This window comes from Bdellovibrionota bacterium (genome assembly GCA_035292885.1).
Taxonomy (GTDB): Bacteria; Bdellovibrionota_G; JALEGL01; order JALEGL01; family DATDPG01; genus DATDPG01.
The window spans coordinates 1-20704 of sequence record DATDPG010000075.1 but is presented as its reverse complement, the minus strand read 5'-3'; the positions used below and the strand labels follow the sequence as shown (position 1 = coordinate 20704).

The 20704-nt window shown below is 56.1% G+C and carries 20 protein-coding genes; 8 read left to right on the top strand and 12 right to left on the bottom strand.

Annotation, left to right across the window (positions count from 1 at the left end):
* Positions 1-658: DNA mismatch repair protein MutS (locus VI895_05670; GenBank protein ID HLG19289.1), on the top strand; the 658-nt coding region annotated here is incomplete at its 5' end.
* A 41-nt stretch (positions 659-699) separates the two neighbouring features.
* Positions 700-2412 (top strand): N-acetylmuramoyl-L-alanine amidase, encoded by a 1713-nt coding sequence (locus tag VI895_05665; protein HLG19288.1) that lies wholly within the window; start codon positions 700-702, stop codon positions 2410-2412.
* Between the two features lie 42 nt (positions 2413-2454).
* Here the strand turns inward: VI895_05665 and VI895_05660 are convergent, their stop codons facing one another.
* The 8 genes from VI895_05660 to VI895_05625 form a co-directional block, all read right to left on the bottom strand.
* The gene (locus VI895_05660; GenBank protein HLG19287.1) at positions 2455-2934 is read right to left on the bottom strand and encodes a hypothetical protein; all 480 of its coding nucleotides are present in this window, start codon (positions 2932-2934) and stop codon (positions 2455-2457) included.
* A complete protein-coding gene (locus tag VI895_05655; protein HLG19286.1) occupies positions 2894-3739 on the bottom strand; it encodes an Ig-like domain-containing protein in 846 nt (281 codons plus the stop codon). Before VI895_05655 ends, VI895_05660 begins: the two co-directional genes overlap by 41 nt.
* Positions 3740-3960: 221 nt before the next feature.
* Complete coding sequence (locus VI895_05650) at positions 3961-4980, bottom strand: hypothetical protein (GenBank protein HLG19285.1); 1020 nt, start codon at positions 4978-4980, stop codon at positions 3961-3963.
* A 16-nt stretch (positions 4981-4996) separates the two neighbouring features.
* The gene (lnt, locus tag VI895_05645) at positions 4997-6541 is read right to left on the bottom strand and encodes an apolipoprotein N-acyltransferase (protein HLG19284.1); all 1545 of its coding nucleotides are present in this window, start codon (positions 6539-6541) and stop codon (positions 4997-4999) included.
* A complete protein-coding gene (ybeY, locus tag VI895_05640) occupies positions 6534-6959 on the bottom strand; it encodes an rRNA maturation RNase YbeY (GenBank protein HLG19283.1) in 426 nt (141 codons plus the stop codon). The genes lnt and ybeY overlap by 8 nt, the downstream gene beginning before the upstream one ends.
* Positions 6960-6974: 15 nt before the next feature.
* Positions 6975-7934, bottom strand: a complete 960-nt coding sequence (locus VI895_05635; GenBank protein HLG19282.1) for a PhoH family protein — start codon at positions 7932-7934, stop codon at positions 6975-6977.
* Positions 7931-9121, bottom strand: coding sequence for a DUF4388 domain-containing protein (locus VI895_05630; GenBank protein HLG19281.1), 1191 nt, complete (start codon positions 9119-9121; stop codon positions 7931-7933). The genes VI895_05635 and VI895_05630 overlap by 4 nt, the downstream gene beginning before the upstream one ends.
* 3 nt (positions 9122-9124) lie before the next feature.
* Positions 9125-10996 (bottom strand): hypothetical protein, encoded by a 1872-nt coding sequence (locus VI895_05625; GenBank protein HLG19280.1) that lies wholly within the window; start codon positions 10994-10996, stop codon positions 9125-9127.
* 105 nt (positions 10997-11101) lie between these two features.
* Between VI895_05625 and VI895_05620 the strand changes: the two genes are divergently transcribed.
* Positions 11102-11419, top strand: coding sequence for a hypothetical protein (locus VI895_05620; protein HLG19279.1), 318 nt, complete (start codon positions 11102-11104; stop codon positions 11417-11419).
* A gap of 98 nt (positions 11420-11517) precedes the next feature.
* Here VI895_05620 and VI895_05615 read toward each other — a convergent pair whose 3' ends face one another.
* Complete coding sequence (locus VI895_05615; GenBank protein ID HLG19278.1) at positions 11518-11850, bottom strand: hypothetical protein; 333 nt, start codon at positions 11848-11850, stop codon at positions 11518-11520.
* 598 nt (positions 11851-12448) lie between these two features.
* Between VI895_05615 and VI895_05610 the strand changes: the two genes are divergently transcribed.
* Together VI895_05610 and VI895_05605 are read left to right on the top strand one after the other, a co-directional pair.
* The gene (locus VI895_05610) at positions 12449-12700 is read left to right on the top strand and encodes a hypothetical protein (GenBank protein ID HLG19277.1); all 252 of its coding nucleotides are present in this window, start codon (positions 12449-12451) and stop codon (positions 12698-12700) included.
* Between the two features lie 9 nt (positions 12701-12709).
* Entirely contained in the window at positions 12710-13075 is a 366-nt protein-coding gene (locus tag VI895_05605) for a helix-turn-helix domain-containing protein (protein HLG19276.1), read from the top strand.
* Positions 13076-13129: 54 nt separating this feature from the next.
* Here the strand turns inward: VI895_05605 and VI895_05600 are convergent, their stop codons facing one another.
* The 3 genes from VI895_05600 to VI895_05590 are packed head-to-tail and all read right to left on the bottom strand — an operon-like array spanning position 13130 to position 17318.
* Entirely contained in the window at positions 13130-15322 is a 2193-nt protein-coding gene (locus VI895_05600) for a DUF3488 and transglutaminase-like domain-containing protein (protein ID HLG19275.1), read from the bottom strand.
* Positions 15319-16368 (bottom strand): DUF58 domain-containing protein, encoded by a 1050-nt coding sequence (locus VI895_05595; protein ID HLG19274.1) that lies wholly within the window; start codon positions 16366-16368, stop codon positions 15319-15321. The genes VI895_05600 and VI895_05595 overlap by 4 nt, the downstream gene beginning before the upstream one ends.
* Entirely contained in the window at positions 16365-17318 is a 954-nt protein-coding gene (locus tag VI895_05590; GenBank protein HLG19273.1) for a MoxR family ATPase, read from the bottom strand. The genes VI895_05595 and VI895_05590 overlap by 4 nt, the downstream gene beginning before the upstream one ends.
* Positions 17319-17411: 93 nt before the next feature.
* Between VI895_05590 and VI895_05585 the strand changes: the two genes are divergently transcribed.
* The 3 genes from VI895_05585 to dacB form a co-directional block, all read left to right on the top strand.
* The gene (locus VI895_05585; GenBank protein ID HLG19272.1) at positions 17412-18191 is read left to right on the top strand and encodes a hypothetical protein; all 780 of its coding nucleotides are present in this window, start codon (positions 17412-17414) and stop codon (positions 18189-18191) included.
* 33 nt (positions 18192-18224) lie between these two features.
* Positions 18225-19376 carry a hypothetical protein gene (locus VI895_05580; protein ID HLG19271.1) on the top strand — a complete coding sequence of 384 codons (1152 nt, stop codon included), beginning with the start codon at positions 18225-18227 and terminating at the stop codon, positions 19374-19376.
* An 18-nt stretch (positions 19377-19394) separates the two neighbouring features.
* Positions 19395-20704, top strand: a 1310-nt coding sequence (gene dacB / locus VI895_05575; protein HLG19270.1) for a D-alanyl-D-alanine carboxypeptidase/D-alanyl-D-alanine-endopeptidase, incomplete at its 3' end; no start/stop codon positions are given.

Genomic DNA, 20704 nt, shown 5'->3' with positions numbered 1-20704 from the left:
GATCGGGCTGGTGGATCAAATTTTTACGCGCGTGGGGGCGTCCGACGATTTAGCCCGCGGACGGTCGACGTTCATGGTGGAAATGAACGAAACGGCGAACATTCTTCGGAACGCCACGAATCGGTCTCTCGTGCTTTTGGATGAAATCGGTCGCGGGACGTCCACGTTCGATGGCCTGTCTATTGCCTGGGCGGTGGCGGAAGAAATTCATGACCGGCTCGGAGCGAAGACGATTTTCGCGACGCACTACCACGAACTGACGGACCTTGCCCGAACAAAGCCGCGAGTTCGAAACTTAAACGTCGCCGTCAAACAGTGGGGGAATAAGATCGTCTTCTTGCGCACGTTAACGGAAGGGGCGGTGAATCGAAGCTACGGAATCGAAGTAGCGCAACTGGCCGGAGTTCCCGCGTCAGTGATCACTCGGGCGAGGGAAATTCTTAAGAATCTGGAGCGAAGCGAACTTGACGCAATGGGCCACCCCGTCCTGGCTTCCTCCGCCAACGAAGCCCCGCGGACCGGTCAACTCGATCTGTTCCGTCGGATGGCGGATGAGCTTCTGGATGAGCTTGGCCGCACGAATCCTGACGCGATGTCTCCCAAAGAAGCATCCGATCTTTTGTATGCCTGGTGTGGCCGCTTTCGCATAACCGACTGAATCTGTTATAATTCTTTCGTCCACCGCTTCTTATTCCGCCGATGCTTAAACGAATCTGGATCTTTGTGGGACTCTTATGCGGTCTGGCGGCCAATGTGTCGGCCGTCCGAGCGGATCCCGCCGCTCGTCTTTTTGAACGGGGACGCAGCCGATATTTCTCGGGCCGGGCTGTAAACTCTACGGCGATCAAACGGAGGGAACTCCTTCAAGCGGCCAGTGAACTTCAAAAGTTTCTGAACACCTACCCCCGTCACGCCAACGTCACGAGCGCTCATTTTAACCTTGGTGCCATCTACCGGGATCTGGCCGACCTGGACGGAGACCGGGATCAGGCGACTCGAGCTCTTCATCATTTCCGAGAAGTTGTGCAGAAGTTTCCCCAAAGTCATCTGGCGGACGACGCCCTATTCGAAGTGAGCGATATTTGCGGCAGCATCTTTCACGACCAGAGGTGCAAAGATGAAACCGCGGAACGGATCCGACGGGAATATCCGGATGGAGACATGATCGCGCGCCTTAACGGGGCGCAGAGTGTATCACCGGGAGATACACGGGCCACACTGACGACCGTGAACGTGAATCGAGAGTCGGAGGCGGTGACGTTTCGAATCCGCCTCACGGCGCCGCGGCCGTACACAACAAAAAGTTTGCTCGCGGACGCCGAAAATCAGATGCCGCCGCGTTACTACGTGGAAATTTCCGAAGCGCGCCTGGACCGGGAATTAGCCACGCCGACGATCGAATCGGATCTCCCGGTCAAGCAGGTCCGCTTTGGGCAATACACGAAGAGTTCCGTCCGTGTGGTCTTTGACCTTGCCGATCCCTCGGACGCTTCGAGAATCCAGGCCCTGGTTGCGGAAGGAGGGATAGACGTGCAAATCCCCCTGGCGACCCGCTTGGGCGTTTCTTTGGCCGGCGGGACTACGCCACAAGTCCAATCCGAGGCTGTTTTGCAGCCGATGGAAGAAGTTTCGCCAGCGCCGACAACCGTTCCTCCGAGCGTCGCGGTCAGAACGGAGAAGAAGCGACCTCTCAAGATTGTTATCGATCCGGGACACGGGGGCGAGGATCACGGAGCCACGGGCAAGCGCGGAACCTTGGAGAAAAATGTCACGCTGGCGATTTCAAAGAAACTGGCCGACGTGTTGGGTAACCAATCCAACTACGAAGTTTATATGACCAGAAGGGATGATCGGTTCATTCCGTTGAACGAACGCACGAAAATGGCCAATGCTTGGAACGGCGACCTTTTTGTGTCGATTCATGCGAACGCCAGCCCTAAGAGGCAAGCGGGTGGTGTGTCCACGTACTTCTTGAACAACGCCGACGATGAAGAGTCGTTGCGCGTCGCCTTGCGCGAGAATCTGGGATGGATAGCGGACGCCGCGACCTCCCCGGCCGAACCGGAAGACCGGTATTTGGAAGTGATGAAAGCATCGATGATCAAGAACTTTCATACGGTTCAATCGACGGATTTGGCCCGTTACGTTCAGAGCGGGATATTGAAGGAACTCGGGGCGAGGTATCGGGATGTGGAGGACCTCGGTGTCCGCAGCGCCCGATTCTATGTGCTCACCGGTGCCGAGATGCCGGCGATCCTGGTGGAGACTTCCTTTATTTCAAATCCGGCCGAAGAAAAGCGTCTTCGCGACGATCGATATCAGCTGGCTCTAAGTCAGGCCATCGCTCGGGGAATCGAACGGTTTTTTAAGAATGCCGCCGGCAGCGATCACGCCGCGCTTTATCGGCACTAATTACCCGTTGTTAAAGGCTCAAAAATCAGGGATTGGAATAAACTAACGTTTTTGGAAGCGGCCGGCTTTGAAGTTTCGCTCGTCGGGGAGAATCGGCAGGCCGTCGCTCCCGGTGCCTCCGTCAACCGTGACGGAGATGTTATCGTCCTTATTGCTGATCAAAGCTTTGCACGCTTCGTCATCGGTGAATAAATCCAGCCGGTAGCGCGATTTCGATTGCTGGGATACGTTCATCAAGATCGAGATCACCCCTTCGATTGTATGGAGATTTTCGATATCGACGATGGCGTTCGGCTTCTCTTTGAGGGGTCCCGAAAATGCCGCCTCAAAACTCAAGCATGAATTCTTCGAGTTCGGCGATTTTGAAACGGGAGCGATCTGGGTCAGGCGCGTTCGGCTGAATCCTCCCGATTCTTGCGCAAGCGCGAGGGGGACTCCCGCCGCCACGTTCACCAGGAGAACGCCGATCAGCGCTCCCTTATTACATGCAGAGATAATCGCCTGGGGTCTTAAATTGTTCATCACTGCTCGCATTGTCTAGCAACCTTTCCCCGGAACGGTCAATGGCATTCGTAACCTTCACTTCGAGCTCGGTCCCGGCATCACACATGTCCTGTGAACATCCGAGGTTCCCAGGAACCAGCCAAAACTGACGATAATTGTCGGGGTAAATTGGAGCCGCATACAGGAGTTCGGTGCGTGTCACGAAACCGTTGCCGACAAAGGGAACGCCTGCTCGCACGTCCATTTTGGCTGTCGGAACCGAGGAAAGATCCTCGTTGAACTCCACCGTAAACGCTAGGCACACACCGGAGCCTTGATAAACATCCAGGCTCACAACTTGTGGCGGACCGGCCACGGAAATGACGCCGAAACCGGTGCTGTCGCTGCGGAGGCCGGTGTAGAAGGGAACGAGCGTCTGATACAGGAGACTGTTCCCCGTCAATGACCGTAATCCCGTGAAAATCGTCATCTGGTACATCGCGTCTCGGACAAATTGCCGGCTGGGAGCAAATATCAACATGGAACTGTTTTGTATCGAGAGGGATCCCTCTTGCGTGATGTCCTTCACATCTTGACCGATCGTTTCGGTGACCTTCACGCTGCCGGTCACGCTGGCCTGGTCGATCGGTTCACTGAACTGAACTCGAATTTGGGAATCCAAAGGCACCATCTCGGCGTTGTAGCCGGGGTCTGTAAAGATGACCCGGAATCCACTGAGGTTTTGGAAATTTCCGAGCCGGTTCGTGTCTTCCCTGCCGCATCCGGCGAAAAGAAGGCCTGCTCCAGCCGATGCCGCCATCCAAATCTTTAGTTTCGATCTCATGTTCAGCTCCTCATTTTCCGCTCCACCCCCTGTGGGGAGAGAGCGACATACTCATACGACAAGGGGAAAACGCAATCAATATGCCACGCCGAGTTAATTTGTAACTAGCTGAATATATTGATATATAAAAAGACGCATCGCACTATTCAAGGGTGGCGAAGCTGCGGCACCCGGCCCCCGCATGTCTCAGTCCGTTCAGGCAGTTAGAGCAGGCTGCTGGTTTATGGAAGTCGACCTAAGAGGCGTAATCCGGTTTCTTTTTCAACTTCTTCGGAAGTGGAGAACGTATCGAGGCGATCACGTAACCCGAGACCGGCCCAAAGAAGCACGAAAAACAAAATTCCGAGAGGAATAGACCAGAAGAAATGCGTTCCGTCTCGAATCGGTTCAAGGATCGCCGGAGGGCCGATCGCCACCAATTGGAAGGTGTCGGGGTCGGCTACGATTTTAGCGCTCGGATTGTCCGACTTTCGCTGTCGCCACATAGCGATTTGTGCGTTCAGGTCGTCCAGGGAGAAGCGTAGTTCGTTCAACCGTTCCTGTACGGCCTTCCGTCGATTTTCGGGAACGGTGGCCTCGGCTAAGGTTTTCTCCGCGGCCTCAAGCCGTGGACGAACCTCATCAACCAATGCGGTCACGTCCGTTCGTTTCTTTTCAAAAAGGGATCGATGGGCAACTTCGGTGGGCCGGCTCAAAGCTTCTTCGAGGATGTGCAACTGGTTGGTGCGGTTTTCAATTTCGGTGGCGAGTCGGTCCCGGTCCCGGCGCGCCTGTTCGATTCTCGCTCGATCCTGGGCTTCGGTAGGCTCCAGTTCCTTCCACTCCGATTGGAGCGCCTCAATCTCGGTTTTCGCGGAAGAGATCCGACGGTCGGCCGTTTCGATGCGTTGATCCAATACTGGGATTTCGATCCAGCCCAGATGGTTCGGAAGCGTTGAGGTGAAAAGTTGAGCGATCTGCTGCGCCGGGCGCCGCCGCTCAGCCTCCAAAAGGCAGGTTCGACGAAGCGAGGGGCCTTCGGGAGAGGTACAGGCAAGCGTTCGGACGGCCGAGCCGTCGATCCCCGATTCGCGGATCTTCTCCTGAAGAGTGGCTGTGATCCGCTGCGGATCAATGCCGATGTCGCTTCGAGAGGATGAAACTTCATAAGTCTGGCGCACGCGATAGTAGGACGGAATGAGATGCATAAGTCCCACCGTCCCGAATACGCAGAGCAGGAACTGAACAACGAGTTTTCCCACGACGTTGTTTCTACTTTTACGAGCGTCGGCGGAAGAAGCCAAGTCCGGCGATCAAAAGAATCATTGCGGCCACGTGCGGGATGAACTGCGGGTGCCGTACGTAAAAAGTCATTTCCCGCCTCGGATGAATATCGGTCGTGACGAGGCCTTCCGTAAACAACGAAGTGGTGTCGTGAATGTTTCCCCTTGCGTCGAACCATGCGGTCACTCCCGTGTTCGCGGCTCGGACGATCGGTCGCCGGGTTTCAATGGCCCGAAAGCGCCCGAATTCCACGTGTTGGTACGGTCCGGAAGTCTCGTCGAACCAAGCGTCGTTCGTGATGTTGACGAGGAAATTGGCCCCTCCGCGCACGAGATCCACGGCCAAGTCGGGGAACAGCACCTCATAACAGATCAGAATGCCGTAACGCGCGTCCGGCCTTCGGGGGACTGTCGCGAGAATGGGGACTCCCCCTTTGACAAAATTCCCCGCGACGGCCGGCACGAACTTCTGCGTGGGAAGGATATCCGAAAAGGGGACGTACTCTCCGAAGGGGACCAAATGCCGCTTGTCGTAACGCAGTTTCACTCGAGCATCCGGTCCGACGATAAAGGCCGAGTTTCGATAGAGTTCTCGGTCACCCGCTCGTTCCCAGGTGGCGGCGCCGAGCACGAGATCCGCCTCTCCCAGCGTTTCGCGAAGGATTGGAAAGGCGGAAGTCGATGACGCGACGGTCAGCGGGAACGCCGCTTCGGGCCAGACAATCAGGTCCGAGTCTCGGGCCACAGCCGCGGCGGTCAGCCTGCCGTATTTCTCGAAGATTTGGGATCGCGAAGCACTCTGCCATTTACTGTCCTGAGGGATGTTCGCTTGAATCAACGAGACGCGAACGGAAGAGTCGACCGTCGAAACCGAATCAAACGTACGAAGCCGAATAAAGCCGTACAGATGCCCTGCGGCGATCATCGCTCCGACCGCGACGAGCGCCGGAATCGCGGACAACCGCCGTTCCTCCTTTCGGGTCAGCGAATCCGCAAGGCTGAAACTGAAAGTGAAAATCAGGAGATTAAGTCCGGCCACGCCGGTCCATTCTACGATCTGGATCAGACAAGAATCGCCGTAAAGACCGTAGGCGGGCGTGATCCACGGATAGCCTTCCAGCGGCATGTAGACGCGCGTCCATTCCAATAACGTGAAAGAGAGAGCCCCCACGAGCCAGGCAGGGGCGAAGTTCCGAAGCCGCGCCATCGTCCAAAATGTTACCGCCGGATAGAACGCCAGTTCGGCGATCAAGGAGAAAAGGATGGAACCCGAAAGGAGCCAAGACAGATTTCCGTATTTTCTCATCGCGATAATGATCCAGAAGAGCGCCGCACCGTTCGCAAACAGGCCGTAGATGTATCCCCAGCGAAAACTCTCTCCCGGCGTCGCACGATGCAAGGAGAGCAAAAGGGGAACCAGGGCAAACCACACGACGACGCTGGATACCCAGGCTGGAGCCAGGTTGGGGGTGTAGAGGGCCAGCGGATACGAGAGAGCGGTGAGCAGAATGCTGGAGGGGAGGGCAATTCGCTTACGCACGGCGGCGAATCCCTCGCAAAATGCGATCCTGAAGGCCGAACATGACCGTCGCTTCTTTCGCCGTTGCGTGATCGTGGCCTAGAAGATGAAGCAGTCCGTGCACGGCCAGAAGATCACATTCTTCTTCGAGCGAGCACTTTCGCTCGTGCGCTTGACGACGGGCGGACTGAACCGAGAGAACGATGTCGCCCAGCAAACGAGCTCCATGCTTTGGAGATTCTTCCTGGGCGAAGGAAAGCACATCCGTCGGGCGATTGGTTTTTCGGTACCGCCGATTGAGCCGCTGAATCTTTCGGTCCGACACAAGGGCCAGGGAAACTTCCGTGTTCTTCAGGCGGATGTGACGAAGAGCACGCAGGAGCGTGCATCGGAGTCGCCGAGCAAGATCTTCCCGGCGGGTCTGATTCAGAACGATCACGCGGTTCAACGATTATTATCCTCGGGGTGTCCCCGCTTTGTCGTAAGCGCTGATGATCTTTTGAACGAGCGGATGGCGGACGATGTCCCGGTCTGAAAATTCGACGAAGCCGATCCCGTCGATGGACCGGAGGATCCCGATCGCCTCCACCAATCCGGAGGTTTTGCCGTTGGGCAGATCAATCTGAGTGATGTCCCCCGTGATGACGGCCTTGGAATCGAATCCGAGCCGCGTCAGAAACATCTTCATTTGTTCCGACGTCGTATTCTGCGCTTCGTCCAAAATAACGAAGGAGTGATTCAGCGTCCGGCCTCGCATAAAAGCGAGTGGGGCGACTTCAATCACGCCGCGTTCGACTAATTTTTCCGCCTTTTCAAATTCCATCATGTCATGAAGTGCGTCGTAAAGCGGGCGAAGGTACGGATTGACCTTTTCCGCAAGATCGCCGGGGAGAAATCCGAGCTTTTCTCCGGCTTCCACGGCCGGTCGGGTGAGAATGATCCGATCGACTTCGCGCTCAAGTAGGAAAGAAACCGCCATCGCCATGGCGAGGTAGGTCTTTCCGGTGCCCGCCGGGCCCCACGCAAACACGACGTCGTTTTTCTGAATCGATTCGGTGTACTGCTTCTGCATCAGCGTCTTAGGGGTGATGGCCTGATTGCGCGTGGAGGTCGTGACGGCGGTGAGAAAAATATCGCCCAGGGGCTGGCCCGGATTGTTTTGAAGGATGCGCAGAGCTTGTTCCACGTCCGGGGGCTTGATGGCGTATCCATGCTCGGCCAACGAATAGAGTTCCTGCACCAGCTTGCTGGCGGCCTGGCAGGCGCCGGCGGAACCTCGGATCGTGAGATCCGTGCCACGGAGCTGAATCTGAATCTTCAGTGCTTTTTCGATCTGTTCGATGTGCCGGTCGCGTTCGCCGAAGACGATGCGCGCGATATTCCTGTCCTCCAGGTGGACCGATGTCTCGCTCACGGAGCCAACCGTTTCTCGGTCAACACGTAATGATCGCTGAACGGTGTGTAATTCCAGTGGGAAGCAAAATCCCCCGGGGCGATTCCCTCCAATGTCATGGGAAATCGCCCATGTTCCACGTATTGCACGGATATCGATTCGCCGAGCCGATTTCGTTCCATGGCGCGCGCGAGTTCGTCAAACGACGCGCGTTCTTCCAAGAGGCCTCCAGGAGCTTTTTCGGGGAGTGCATAGCGTGCGGACCAATCGGAACGGATGCCGAAAGCCAGGATTGGCAGAACGAGCGCCAGAGCGAACACGAACAAGAGAAGCCGCACCGAAGATTCAAGCCACTCCTTGGTTCCTTTCGAGCGGGTCCGCAGAAGATGCGTATCGATTCGCGTTTGGGCGAGCTGATCGACCTTGGCCACCCTCCCCCGGGAGAGCAGTTCGGCGACGACTCGAGAGGCTTCAAACGTGCCCAATCGACTTGTATAGATGACTTCCTGAAGCGAACGATGGCCGTCCAGCATGGCCAGAACTTTTCGGTCTTCCTCAGAAAGGCCTCGTTCTTTGACTTTGTCCGCACCGTCGCTTTCGTCGTCGGTCAGATCAAAAGAGGGTTCAACGTCCTCGTCCGTGGTTTCCAGTGTTGCCTCTGATCCTGCGGGCGCCTCCAGCGGGCGAAACACCGCCTCCAGCGTTCCGATTCGTTCCAGAACGCTCGGCCACTCATCCAGCATTCGAAAACCGTCCATGAGCACGGCTTCAGCGGCCTGCGGCTTGATGATCGCCCTATTGTACTGGATTTGCTCGGCCACAAATTCGTAAAACCCTTCTTTCCACTGAAAAATGCGGAAGAGAATCTCCTTAAGCTGCAGGTTGACGAATTCGCTTAACGTGCGGGCATTGATGGCTCCGTCCGATTTCAGAATGTCGCCGATGCTGCGCAACGTGACTTTCTGATTTTCAATCGCCCGCGCCAGTTGTTCGGCGCTGATGACGCCGGCGCGCAACAGCATGGTTCCCAGCAGGAAATCCTCATCGCTCTTACGAAACGTTGCGAGAACCACTTTCCCCTGATCAAAGACGATATGGGCTTCCTTTTCCGTTGTTCGCACGTACAGCGAGCCCGATTTTTGTTGCTGGCCGATCAATTGAAAGATGTCGGCCACGGCGAAATCTTTTAGTGTTCCCTTGAGCGCCATAGTTCAATGCCGGATCGCATCCACCAGAGAAACGAAATACACGAACCCGAGGCCCGACGCGGCGATCCAAATCCACGGAAACGAAGGTAGGCCGACGAAGGCGAAAGGCGACAAAAGAAACGGCTTCGAACGGAGGAAGGGAACAAAAAAGCCGGCTCCCAGCAATAGACAAAGTGTCGCTCGTCCGTAGGTGCCGCGGAAAAACGCGTGAAACCCTGGAATCAGGATTCCCGACCAACGTTCCTGAACGTCCCGGAGAAATCGGTAACGGGCGATCTGCCGATCTTTCTGGCGCCGAGCATCCGGGTCGATCGACTCGAGACGAACGAAAATGTGGTAACACTGAACGCAAAGCGATTCGCGTTCGATGGCCGGGTCGCAGAAGCCGCACGAGGGCACGCCGCATTTGGAACAAGCCCTCGGAAGGCGCGGAGGCGGCCGGAGAATCGAATAGGTCACGGCGCCGATGTAAGCCAGCACCAGGAAGATCCAATACGCCAAGGGGGGGAGGAGGGGAAAGAGTCCTCCCTGGATTCCGTTGCGAGCGGATGTAACGCCGGGGGTGATCCGCCAAATGCGGTCGAAAAGTTCACCGGCGTTCAGCGTTTCATCCACCAGAAAACGATTCGGGTCGCCCTCAACGCTGGCCTTGTCCAGCGTTGTGAAGGTGGCGGAATCGATGTTTTTAGCTTTTTTGAGCGCCGCGAGTCCCTCGTCGAGACGGGTTTCCTTATAAAAAATCTTTCCCAAATTGAATTGCGGGACCATGGCTTGCGGTGCCAGAGCGATCGCCTGCTGGAGGTGCGAGATGGCCGCGGATATATTACCTTCCAAGAAATCCAGTGTGGCGAGATTCGTAATCGGCTTGTGCCACTGGGGTCGGGCTTTGTTCGCCTGCATTAAGAGCTCCCGAGCACTGCGCATTCGGCCGGTGCTTCGATCAATCCTCGCCGCCACCAGCAAGGCTTCTCCATCGTCGGGATGCCTTGCAATCCAGGTCTGAAGGCGCCCGGCGCGTTCCGGCAACCCGACGGCTCCTTCGAGAGGTCGCTCCAGCAGCGCTCCGACTCCCTTTTCATATTGAAGATGGAGCGCGGGAAAATAAAACAGAGCCGGCAGGGTCAATCCGAGAATCCAAAGCAAAGTGGTCACGACACGTTCTCCGGCGTCCATATGGCGCCACAACAAATACAAGAGCAAAATCGCCGCTCCCCACCATCCGATCGCCAGCCAGGAAGCGAACATGACGGCCAGCGTGAGGGCCATCACCCCGAACGGCGACAAGCCTCGTAAATTATGCGCCCACACGTGACTGACCGGAGCGGCGTATTTGAGGATCAGGTAAGTCGCGAAAACGGCAGAGGCCAAGGCAATAGCCGCAAACAACACCGCCACCATATCGGAAAATATTCGGAATTGGCCGTCGATGGTGTACAGGTCGCTCCGAAAACCCTTCACACACCGTTGAATCGATTCCCACGCACCCCGAGGGGATACGCCGAGAGCGCAGTGAAAATAATCGGCCGTGACAAAGTCGGGCGACATTTTCTCGGCGTACGTGAGCAGAGTTTCCGCGCGGTCCGGATACGTCCGGCGGACCTCCTGAACTTCCCGGAGCAACGCCACCGAAACCTCCGGCAGAGATGTGAGCCGATATCGATCGCGGAGTTCCAGAATCCGATCGAGTTCCTTTTGACCGATCGGATTCTGCCCCATCGAAATGACCTCGCCCCGCACGCGCCAGGTATCCGCGATTTCGAGCTGGGGTCTTGCCCATTCCACGGCGCATTGAACGGTAGATACAAGTCCCCCCCCCGTCGAGAGGTGACCCAAAAGACTTCCAAAAAAAATCAGTGACGGGAATCGCAGCGGCATGCGACTCGATACTACACAACGCCTAACCGGTTCATCAAAGAAAACATGGGCTTGTGCTGTCGCCTGAGGGGTGTAAAAGAATGGCCTGAGCGCCGGGAGGAACTCATGATGAATCCGCAAATCGAGCGTTTTTTTCATTCCGTCCGAAGGGGGATCGAAGCCAACGTCAAAGCGGTGCTCAAGACGATGGAGGTTCCGACGCAACGCGATCTTCAAAACCTCAAGAAACGTCTGGATGAGATCAAGAACTCGGAGCTCTCGACGCTTCGCAAGAAGTTGGAAGAAGTGAAAAATACCTTAAGTCGCGTGGAGCGGCTCAAACCTTATATCTCGGCGATTGAGGCGGCGGCGAAGGCCGCGCGTCGTGCGCGCACGGCAGCTGGATCGAAAAAAGCGCCCAAGCGCGTTCGGAAACGTTCTTAACCGTGAATGGAGTCAAACTGAACCAAAGTGAAAAGATGGAATTCGCAAAACTTGATTCTGCAGCACTTCCGGCCAATACAGCTTAGGGCCTGGATCGTCTATTCGCGCCTGAACTCAATCTCTTTTGTCCATCGAACTTCATATGATTCGTCTGCGATTTCGATGAAACCAGGTGTGATCGTCCGATCCGGATAGTGAATGTCAAAAAGAACGATGGGGTTCTCAATGGTCACTACTTCAGGGACGTTATCATAGTAGGCTGCGATCTGCCGACTCTCGTCTCTAGTGAAGGTAAATGCACCATTGTCTGTGGAAAACTCCGCCTCGCTCGGGAGTCTTACCACGGCGCGGTTTCTTGTTATGGTACATCCCTCTCCCCGGAGGTTCGTCTCCATTCTCATGACGATGCCCGTGTCTTCGTCCGTGCCCACGAAAGTTGGGCCATCCTCCCAATTCGGACTACCACTGCAGCCGCCCAATGTGCCACATCCTGACAGTAGTGTGGTTGCCACGATGCAGAAAATTAGTGCCAAAGAAATGCCCGTCGACATAGTCGCTTTGCATTTTCTAGCCATGAACGATCCCAATAGGCAATGAACGTGCCCGCTTCTTTGTGCATCGGATACGACGCCAAAGCGGGCCTGACATGTCAATGACTGTCAAATAGAACTTTTTTGATGGTCTTGGAATGGTTTCGTCCATGCCTTTCTGAAGGCCGAGTTATCAAAGCAGGTGGTCGGTACAGGGGTCTTAATCTTCAAATGCGCTGCCGAAGTTTTTCGGAGTAAATCCTTTAGCCGTAGCGGCTTTTTGTCCTGCCTGTTCAACACAGCGAAGGTGTCTCCGAGCCTGGTATCGTCGAAAAACCTCCCGAAGAAGTTTGCCGATGGCGCGGTTAACTCCTAGAAAATGCACGCTTTTCTCCTTTTCACGCGCAGTCTGATACATTATTTGAGACTCCTCCTCACTTTACTTGCGGGAACGGGTATAGTATGTGGTACTATATTGAGTGGAAGCCGCAAATGGACCGTGCTTGTCCGAAAGGATGTGGAGAAAGGGATCGGCAAGTTGCCGGACTTGATCCGAAAGCTGGTGGCGGAAGCGTTGGACGACCTTGCGGCCCAGGGTCCATGGCCGCATGGCTGGAACGTGAAGCAAATCGGTTCCCAGGGGTATCGCTTGCGGCTGACGTATCGTTATCGGATGCGGTACGCGGCGGAACAAAGGGTCCTGTTGATTCAAGTGATCTATGTCGGGCATCGCAAGGACGCTTATGAGTGAGGTGAGGATATGAGTAAGGCAATTTGGATTCGTTCGGACGTGGCGGATGTCTCGATCCGTCCGAGAAGGGCGTTTGTCGCGTCGGTGATTCCGGAAATCCGGGACATTCTTGAGCGTTATGGGGATTACGTGGATTCCCGTGAGGTTGTGAAGAAGATCGCTGCAGAGGCGGGAGCGGATTTTCGGAGCCCCGGATACTTAATCCGGGTTTTCCGCGCGCGGGAGGGTCTCACACAGACGGAGCTGGCGCGGAAGGTGAAAATTCCACAGTCGGATCTTTCGAGAATTGAGCGGAATACCTTGGCCCTTGGTCGGGATCGGTCCCGGCGGATTTCCAGAATTCTGAAGATCGACTACCGGCGGCTCCTTTCTTGAAGATTTGGGGGGAAGCTACCTGCGCTCGGAGTCAAGCGGATAGGTCTTAGGAATCTATTGAAGAGGTACGGGCGGGGGACCGGCCTTTCGCCGGCGAGTTCGCTGGGAAGAAGCCAAGAGGGACTGAAGGGCGTCCAATTGACCTTTCCATTTCAGGTCGGCCACGCGGCGGCCGCCGAACCGCTGTTCGTTATAGAGACGAACCAATTCTTCCAAGGGCAGAAGCGAGCCTCGCTCTTTTTCGATGTCTCGCGCAAATTCTTCGGCCGTCTGAACCGGAGATTTTAAGTGTCCGTGAGACGCGAGCAGACGGATTAATTCTCCGAACTTGCCGGTACGAACCGAGCGCTGTCTTCGTCGAAAGATCCAGGTTCCCACGGCGAGGATACCGCCCATGCCTAGAACGGCGATGGCCAAGCGGCGCCCCTGATTTCGCCGTATTTTTTCCCGGATATCCTCCGGTTCGTCCGCAGCCGCGGTCTCTTTGCCGCCTTTGAACGCGCCGATCCAGCGTCCGGCCTGGCGTCCTATGCGCTCGGCGATTCCCGCCTGCGCCTGGAGGTCGAATTCGATGATGTATTTGTTCCACCGGAGACGAAGATAATCCATGAACTGGTAAAATTTCCGGAAATAACTCGCCCGGGTACGAAAGTTCAGATCGAGAGGAGAAGGATCAAAACGGATCCATCCGGATTCCGGAAAGAACACTTCCACCCAAGAATGCGCATCCCGTTGCCGCACCGCTAAATATCGTCCGTAGGGATTGAGTTCACCGCCGCGAAATCCGATGGTTTGACGGGAAGGAATCCCCCGCACCCGCAAGGCGATGGCGAGGGCGGTGGAGAAATATTCACAGTGGCCTCGCTTCCGTTCGATAAAGAAAAAGCGAAGCGGATCCTCGGTTCCGCTGTCTTGGACATCCAGCGTGTATCGATAGTTTTTTTCGATGTATTGCCGCAACGCGAGCGCCTGGTCATAAAGAGACGTGGGCGGCAGCGGGATGGATTCAATCAGTTTCTTCACCTCGGGGTCGAGTTTGGGAAGCTGAAGGTACGTGGACTCGATAAACGGCGGGACCTCCTTGGACTCCCCGCGAAGAGTCGCCGGGTCGACCTCTCCCACAACGGATTCCGCGGTGTACGTCAGGTCGCTTGCGAAATTGTTGGTCGTGAGAAAGTGAAATCCGAGATACGGATCCTCTTCCAGGGCGAGAGACCCGCGAAAGAAGCGTTCGACAATCGACTTGTCCCAGGTCACCCGAAAGAGCCGGTCGGCGCCGAAAATGAGCGGCGTACTTAAGGCCTCCAAAAACACGCGATATTGAAAAGTCTCTCCTCCCGGATAGGTCGCCCGATGCGCGTTTAAAACGGCGCTGTCGGTGTCGATCCGAACGGGGCTCCGCATCGTCATGGATTGCGACCAGCGCCGGCCATCGAACGCGTCGAGAGCCGTGCCGCGCCAGTAAAGGTATTCCGTGTCGATCTTACCTTGATAGGCCTCCGAAAATTCGACTCGCATGGAGATGGTGTCGCTGGCTTTAATGTTCCCGATGGTTCCGAGTTCGACATTTTCGGAAAACCCTGAAATCCGCTGCTGAGTGGTTACACGGCGGAGGAACTGCCCCATCGACAGGCGCGGAAACAGAAAGAACACCAGCATCGTGAAGGCGATCAGTGTGAGAGCGAGAAGCGAGCTGGCCGTCAAAAACTTGGGCGTGATGACGTCCTTGGATCGCAAGAGCGAGCGGATTGCACTTTCTCGGTGTTCCGACGCCGCGGCAGCCTCTTGTTGGGTTTTCAAATGGAACATCGCCAGCGTCCAGGTGGCCAGCACGATGTAAAGAAGGAACGGGAAGGCGAACGTGACGTCGCTGGAGAGAACGGTCGAAGAAAGCAAATGCAAAAAACTCAGCAGGTAAATTTGCATCTGGTCCCGGTTCGTTTTCGGGGAGAGGAGTTTGACGATCTGAAGGTAAACGACGAATTTGATCCCGTTTCCGACCAAATCCTGTTCGCCGTAAAACGTGTCGTAAAAAAGATAGGCGAACAGGATCAAGGCGGCGATGTTCCAGACCCATCGGGGGATGCGCAGGAGCGAGGTCAGCTTTTCGCCGGACAGCCCGTAAGCCACGGTGATCCCCATGCCGACGACGCAAGGGACGATATAGGCGCCGGCGATCAGGACGGCATAAAAACCGCAGAGCACGAGTAACGAAGACGCCAGGCGAAAATAGCGATCGAAGGTCATGCGGCTTGAAGTCGCTCTCGGCCGATCACCCATTCCCCGCCTGAGCCGTGCGAGGGCGCGTCCGTCACCACGACGACTGAATGAACCTCGGGAATATCCCGGAAGGCCTCCGGGCGGTTTCCCTCGATCGGGGCCCGGGCAAGCGCGAGCGCAGTGAGATAGGCATCCAAGTACCCTTTTCCTTCGGCAATCACCCGGTCGCCGTTGAGTCTCAAAACAATTTCGAAACCGCGCCTCGAAAGCATGAGAATCAGGGACGCGGCGACGGAGATCGCTCGTTCGAGCCATTCCGGTTCGGATTCGGATTGCGGCAACAACCGAACGTCCACGACCACCCGAAGTTTCTTTTCTTTCTCGAACTCACGGGATTTCCAACTCCCTTGCTTGGCCGACGATTTCCAATGAATGAGTCGAGCGGGATCCCCGTGGACGTAATCCCGAATTCCGTAAGGATTGGTTTCGCCCCCTTTCTGGCCCGATAAGAATTCCCCGTGCAACCTCCGGTCGGCTTCCAGCCAAAACTCGATCGGAGCTAGCGCCGGATAAACCACGGTGTCTCCTTCCGACGGAAGCGGAAAATATTTTCGAATCAGTCCGAACGGATATGACGTTTCCACCGAATAGGGCGGCAGCTTCCGCCTTCCCCGAAGCGGAAAAACGATATGGTCCGTGACCGAAGCGGAACCGCCGGGCGGAACCTTGATGACGAACGGCTTCCCCCTTTTTTCAATCCCTTGCGCCGCAAGATCGAGGGAGAGGCAGAACGACGGGAAAAACCGCTTTTTGTTTTCGAGCTCGAGCCGGACCGGTACCGGCTGCTTGGCGAAAATTCGTGCGGGAAAGCGAGGATGCACCCAAAGGCGCGCAAGCGTGTTGTTTGAGAGCAGGCCGGAAAGAATCAGAAAGCTCAGCATCATCGCGAAGATGAGATAGAGCAGATTGTTCCCCGTATTGAGGCTGGCGATTCCGATGCCGAGGCAGAGGAGAATAAAAAGATAGCCGGTGCGCGTGACGTGGATTCTAAAGCGGCCGCGCGAGGACGTCACACGGGAACCTCGACGGTCTCAACGATCTCTTTGAGAATCGTCTCCGCCGCCGAGCGGGCATCCGCGGACGTGGGACTGCCCGCTCGCCTTCCGCTCACCAAGACGCGATGGGCGAGAACCGAAACCACGAGCGATTTGACGTCGTCGGGAGTGACGAAAAGTTCTCCCCGGACGAACGCGCGCGCTTGGGCCGCCCGGTATAGCGCCAGCGAACCTCGAGGGCTGGCGCCCAACTCCAAGTCCCGCGAACGGCGCGTCTTTTCAATGATCGAAAGAACGAACTGGGCGACCGAGCGATCCACCCGAACTTCCGACACGGCCCGTTGCATTTCTAAAACGCGCGCCCCCGTGCAGACGGGATTTTCTTTGATGTCCCGGGGGACATATTCCTTGGTCTGAAGAATTCGCATTTCCTGATCGAGAGGCGGATACCCCATCGTGATACGCATCAGAAATCGGTCGAGCTGCGATTCGGGCAGAGGGTAGGTTCCGTGAAACTCGATCGGGTTTTGGGTGGCGAGGACCGTGAACGGGCGCGGCAGATCATAGGTCGTGCGTTCCATGGAAACGCGTCCGTCCTGCATCGCCTCGAGTAAAGCGCTTTGACTCTTGGGCGTGGTGCGGTTGATCTCGTCCGCCAGAACGACATTGGCGAAAATCGGTCCCGGCTTGAATTCGAAATTGTGTTTTTCCGAGTTGTAGATCTGCACGCCCAGGACGTCCGACGGCAGGAGATCGCTCGTGAACTGAATCCGCTGAAAGGTTCCGTCGATCGATCGCGCCAGGGCGAGCGCCAGCGTTGTCTTGCCGACGCCCGGCACATCTTCGATCAACAGGTGTCCCTGAGCGACAAGATTGACGAGGACCAGTTCGATCACGTCGTCTTTTCCAAGCACGGCGCGTCCAAGAAAAGAACGCAGCGCGGCAATGTCGTTTTGAAATGGGTGCACTCGAATCCCCGGGGCAGCCAAGTATAGATGACAAAAAGCTTCGTTTCATCCCGAAAAACGTTTTTAATTCGGGAACGGGAGGGTCACCGCACCATGTCACCGGCAATTATCTGGAAACGAACGATCGGCTCAACAATAGGGTTGTTGCTTTGCGTGGGTTGCGCAAGTGACGCCGAGAAGAACCTCGAAGAAGCCCGATTTCTGCTGGACAAAGGAGAATTCGCCCAGGCGGAGACGAAAGCTCGATCCGCAGTGGCGGAAAATCCGGCGGACACCGGGGCCCAGTTCACTTTGGCTTCGGCGCTGATCGGCGTTTCGTTCTTGGGTGACGGTACCTACCTTGGAAAATTGGCGAGTCTGCAAGACGCGGCTGCAGGGAGCGGATTCGGCTTCCAGACGATCGCGTCGATCGCACCTTCCGCTTTTTCCGGCGAAGAATACACGAAGCTGCAAGAAGCTCGGGATATCCTGATCGGCATTGCGGATTCCTGCGCGAATGAAAAGGACTGTTACCTCCAGTTGTATATGGCGCGCATTTTCGAGATTGCCGCCGTAAACCAAATCATCGGGGGTGCCACCGCGGATAACGTGTGCAACGCGGACCCGACCCAGGCGGTATCGGACGGTATTCCGGACGGCCTGGATACGAGTGGCCTGGATTCCGCGCAGGCCCAGCGATTTCAGGATAATTTGGACAACGTCAATTCCGACGGCGTGAAGGCGGGACTTCCTTCGGATTTCTCGCTGACCGATCACTTTTTCACGCTTTCGTCCGGCCTGTCCGATGCGATCGCGGTGGCGGGCAGCGACCAGCTTCAGGGGGCGAAGGATTATTTGAACAGCCAATATGGCGTCGGGGCGGTCTGCCCATAAATCCGGGAACGGCTGAATAAGGGAGAACATCGAATGCGGAAACTTTGGCCTGCAATGATTGTGGCGACTCTGGGAACAGTCGGGTGGACGAACGCAATGGCGCAATTCCCCCAAGAAGGCCCTACGCTGAGCCGTAAGGTTCGTAATCTCGGGATGGGAAATGTGGGCGTGGCCTTGCGCGGAACGCACGATTCTTCGCCCTTTTATAACCCCGCGGGCTTAAATGACCTCGAGAAGGGGAGGTTCCAGTTTTTCTCGATGACGGGCGACGTTTCCACGGGCGCCGTAGGCTTAATTGGCGACATCACCGATTTCGCGGACAATATTCAGAACACCGACGGTGCGGATCGGACGCGGGTGTTTGATCAATTCATTCAAGATCACACGGGAGAGTTCAATCATGTGCGATGGACGTTGGACATCTTCAACTATGCCCGAAAGGATTTCGCGGCCGGTGTCCTAATCGACGAAAAGATGAATGTGTCGTTTCGTGACCAATCGTTTCCCCGTTTTGAAATTCAAAATCTCGGCGATTTGGGGATGTATATTGCGGGGAGCCACGGTTTCTGGGATCAGCTCCTCCAGGTGGGAGCTACGCTCAAACCGACGATTCGATTCGCCATCGATGAGGTCGATCAAGAGGTTACGTACTCCGACATCGTTAGTGAAAACTCCAGTGGAGATCCGATTTTAATCGACCAGTTCAAAAAGATTAAAGACCGGCGCTTCGGTCTGGGCGTGGATGTCGGCGCCAAGACGAATCTCGCTTTTCCAGGAATTAAAGGCTCTAAAATGTACGAAATTCTCAAGCCTCAGGTTGGCGTGTCGTGGCAAGACATGGGGAGCCCCGGATTTGACGCGGCTCCGAACAATGAGCAATCGATCAGCGCCGGCGCGGCGGTTCATCCCGATATCTGGAAACTGAAAAACGCGATCGCCGTCGATTTCCGGGATTTGAACCAGGAGCGCGATTTTCTCACGAAGCTCCATTTCGGCGTCGAATCCAAATTCCCCTGGATCCTGACCGCCCGCGCGGGTCTCTCCCAGGGCTATTTTACGCTGGGCGCCACGTTCGATCTTTGGTTCGTGAAGATCGACGGAGCTTGGTACAAGGAAGAAGTCGGCGTCAGGACGAGGGAGGCCGGTGACAATCGCTGGGCCGCAACCTTGTCGTTTAACATTTAAACGATTTATTCTGACGAGGTGACGCTGCACCTTTTTTCGGTTCTTTTCGCGGCAACCACTCTTGCGGGTCCGCAAGGTCCCTGGTCCGCCAAACTGGCTCCGATCCTGGAACGAAGCAAAATCGCTCCCGGAAGTTACGGTGTGGAAATCCGATCCCTCGCCGACGGCAAACTTCTATATTCCGCCAACGCGGACCGGGGGTTCAATCCGGCGTCGACGATCAAAGTATTGACCGCGGCCACTTCGTTGTCGAAGTTTGGGCCAAATCACCGATTTCAAACCACGGTTCTTCGCTCCGGGAACGATCTTTGTCTGAAGGGAGGAGGCGACCCCTGGCTCGTCAATGAGACGATGTGGAATCTCGTGGAAGAAGTCAGGCGAGCCGGAGTTCATCGGATTAAAGGGGACCTCGTGGCGGACGAGAGCCTGTTTCCGACTTCGATGGACCATTCGGAAGAGTTTGAAGGAGACTCCGATCGCGCGTTTACGGCGTCGGCGAGCGCGCTGTCGGCGAATTTCAATTCCCTGACGATCAACGTGGAGCCTGGAAACCCGGGCAAGACCGGACAGGTGTCTCTGGATCCTCCCTTGTCTTTCTTCGACCTGAAGAACCGGACGCGTACGTCGTCGAATGGCGAGGCGACACTGGGAGCGAAGCTCCATCGTTCGGGGGAAAAAATTGAAGTGGTCGTTTCCGGGGCGATCCCCGCGGGCCGCAAGCGTGTGACGCTTTACCGTTCGGTGGCCGATCCCCCGCGGTACGCCGCTCACCTCTTTGTTGAACATTTTCGACGAGCCGGAGACGTGTTGGAAGGAAAGATTCGCGTCGGGAGCTGCCCGGAAAACGCTCAAGAGATATTGAAGTTCGACTCCGTTCCGCTTTCGATGGTCGTTTTCGGGCTTCTCAAATTCAGCAACAACTTCATCGCGGATATGCTGGTACGAAATCTGGGGGAAGAGCACACGGTTCAATCGGGCTTGGGAGAAATCCGCCGGTGGCTGACTTCCGTTCAAGTCGGCGGCGAACGGGGGGTTCTGGAGAATGGCTCGGGATTGTCGCGGGAGACGCGCATCTCCGCCGCTTCGCTGGTGGCGGCGCTTCGGGGAGCGTTGAACGATTTTCGGTTTGCCCCCGAATTCTTAGCGGCGCTTCCGATTTCCGGGACCGACGGAACGTTTCGGCGGCGTCTCAAAAATTCCGACGCCTCCGCGCAGGTTCGAGCCAAGTCCGGACAGATTTCCGGCGTGGTCTCACTGGCCGGCGTAGCCCAGACCCACAGCGGTCAAGTCGTGTTTGCGTTCCTTTTCAACGACGTGTCCGGCCGTGA

What these genes read in the sequence shown, in the direction of transcription:
- VI895_05665 (HLG19288.1), top strand. Translation starts at nt 700, where the DNA reads ATGCTTAAACGAATCTGGATCTTTGTGGGACTCTTATGCGGTCTGGCG.
- VI895_05660 (HLG19287.1), bottom strand. Translation starts at nt 2,934, where the DNA reads ATGAACAATTTAAGACCCCAGGCGATTATCTCTGCATGTAATAAGGGA.
- VI895_05655 (HLG19286.1), bottom strand. Translation starts at nt 3,739, where the DNA reads ATGAGATCGAAACTAAAGATTTGGATGGCGGCATCGGCTGGAGCAGGC.
- VI895_05630 (HLG19281.1), bottom strand. Translation starts at nt 9,121, where the DNA reads ATGGCGCTCAAGGGAACACTAAAAGATTTCGCCGTGGCCGACATCTTT.
- VI895_05625 (HLG19280.1), bottom strand. Translation starts at nt 10,996, where the DNA reads ATGCCGCTGCGATTCCCGTCACTGATTTTTTTTGGAAGTCTTTTGGGT.
- VI895_05620 (HLG19279.1), top strand. Translation starts at nt 11,102, where the DNA reads ATGATGAATCCGCAAATCGAGCGTTTTTTTCATTCCGTCCGAAGGGGG.
- VI895_05605 (HLG19276.1), top strand. Translation starts at nt 12,710, where the DNA reads ATGAGTAAGGCAATTTGGATTCGTTCGGACGTGGCGGATGTCTCGATC.
- VI895_05600 (HLG19275.1), bottom strand. Translation starts at nt 15,322, where the DNA reads ATGACCTTCGATCGCTATTTTCGCCTGGCGTCTTCGTTACTCGTGCTC.
- VI895_05585 (HLG19272.1), top strand. Translation starts at nt 17,412, where the DNA reads ATGTCACCGGCAATTATCTGGAAACGAACGATCGGCTCAACAATAGGG.
- VI895_05580 (HLG19271.1), top strand. Translation starts at nt 18,225, where the DNA reads ATGCGGAAACTTTGGCCTGCAATGATTGTGGCGACTCTGGGAACAGTC.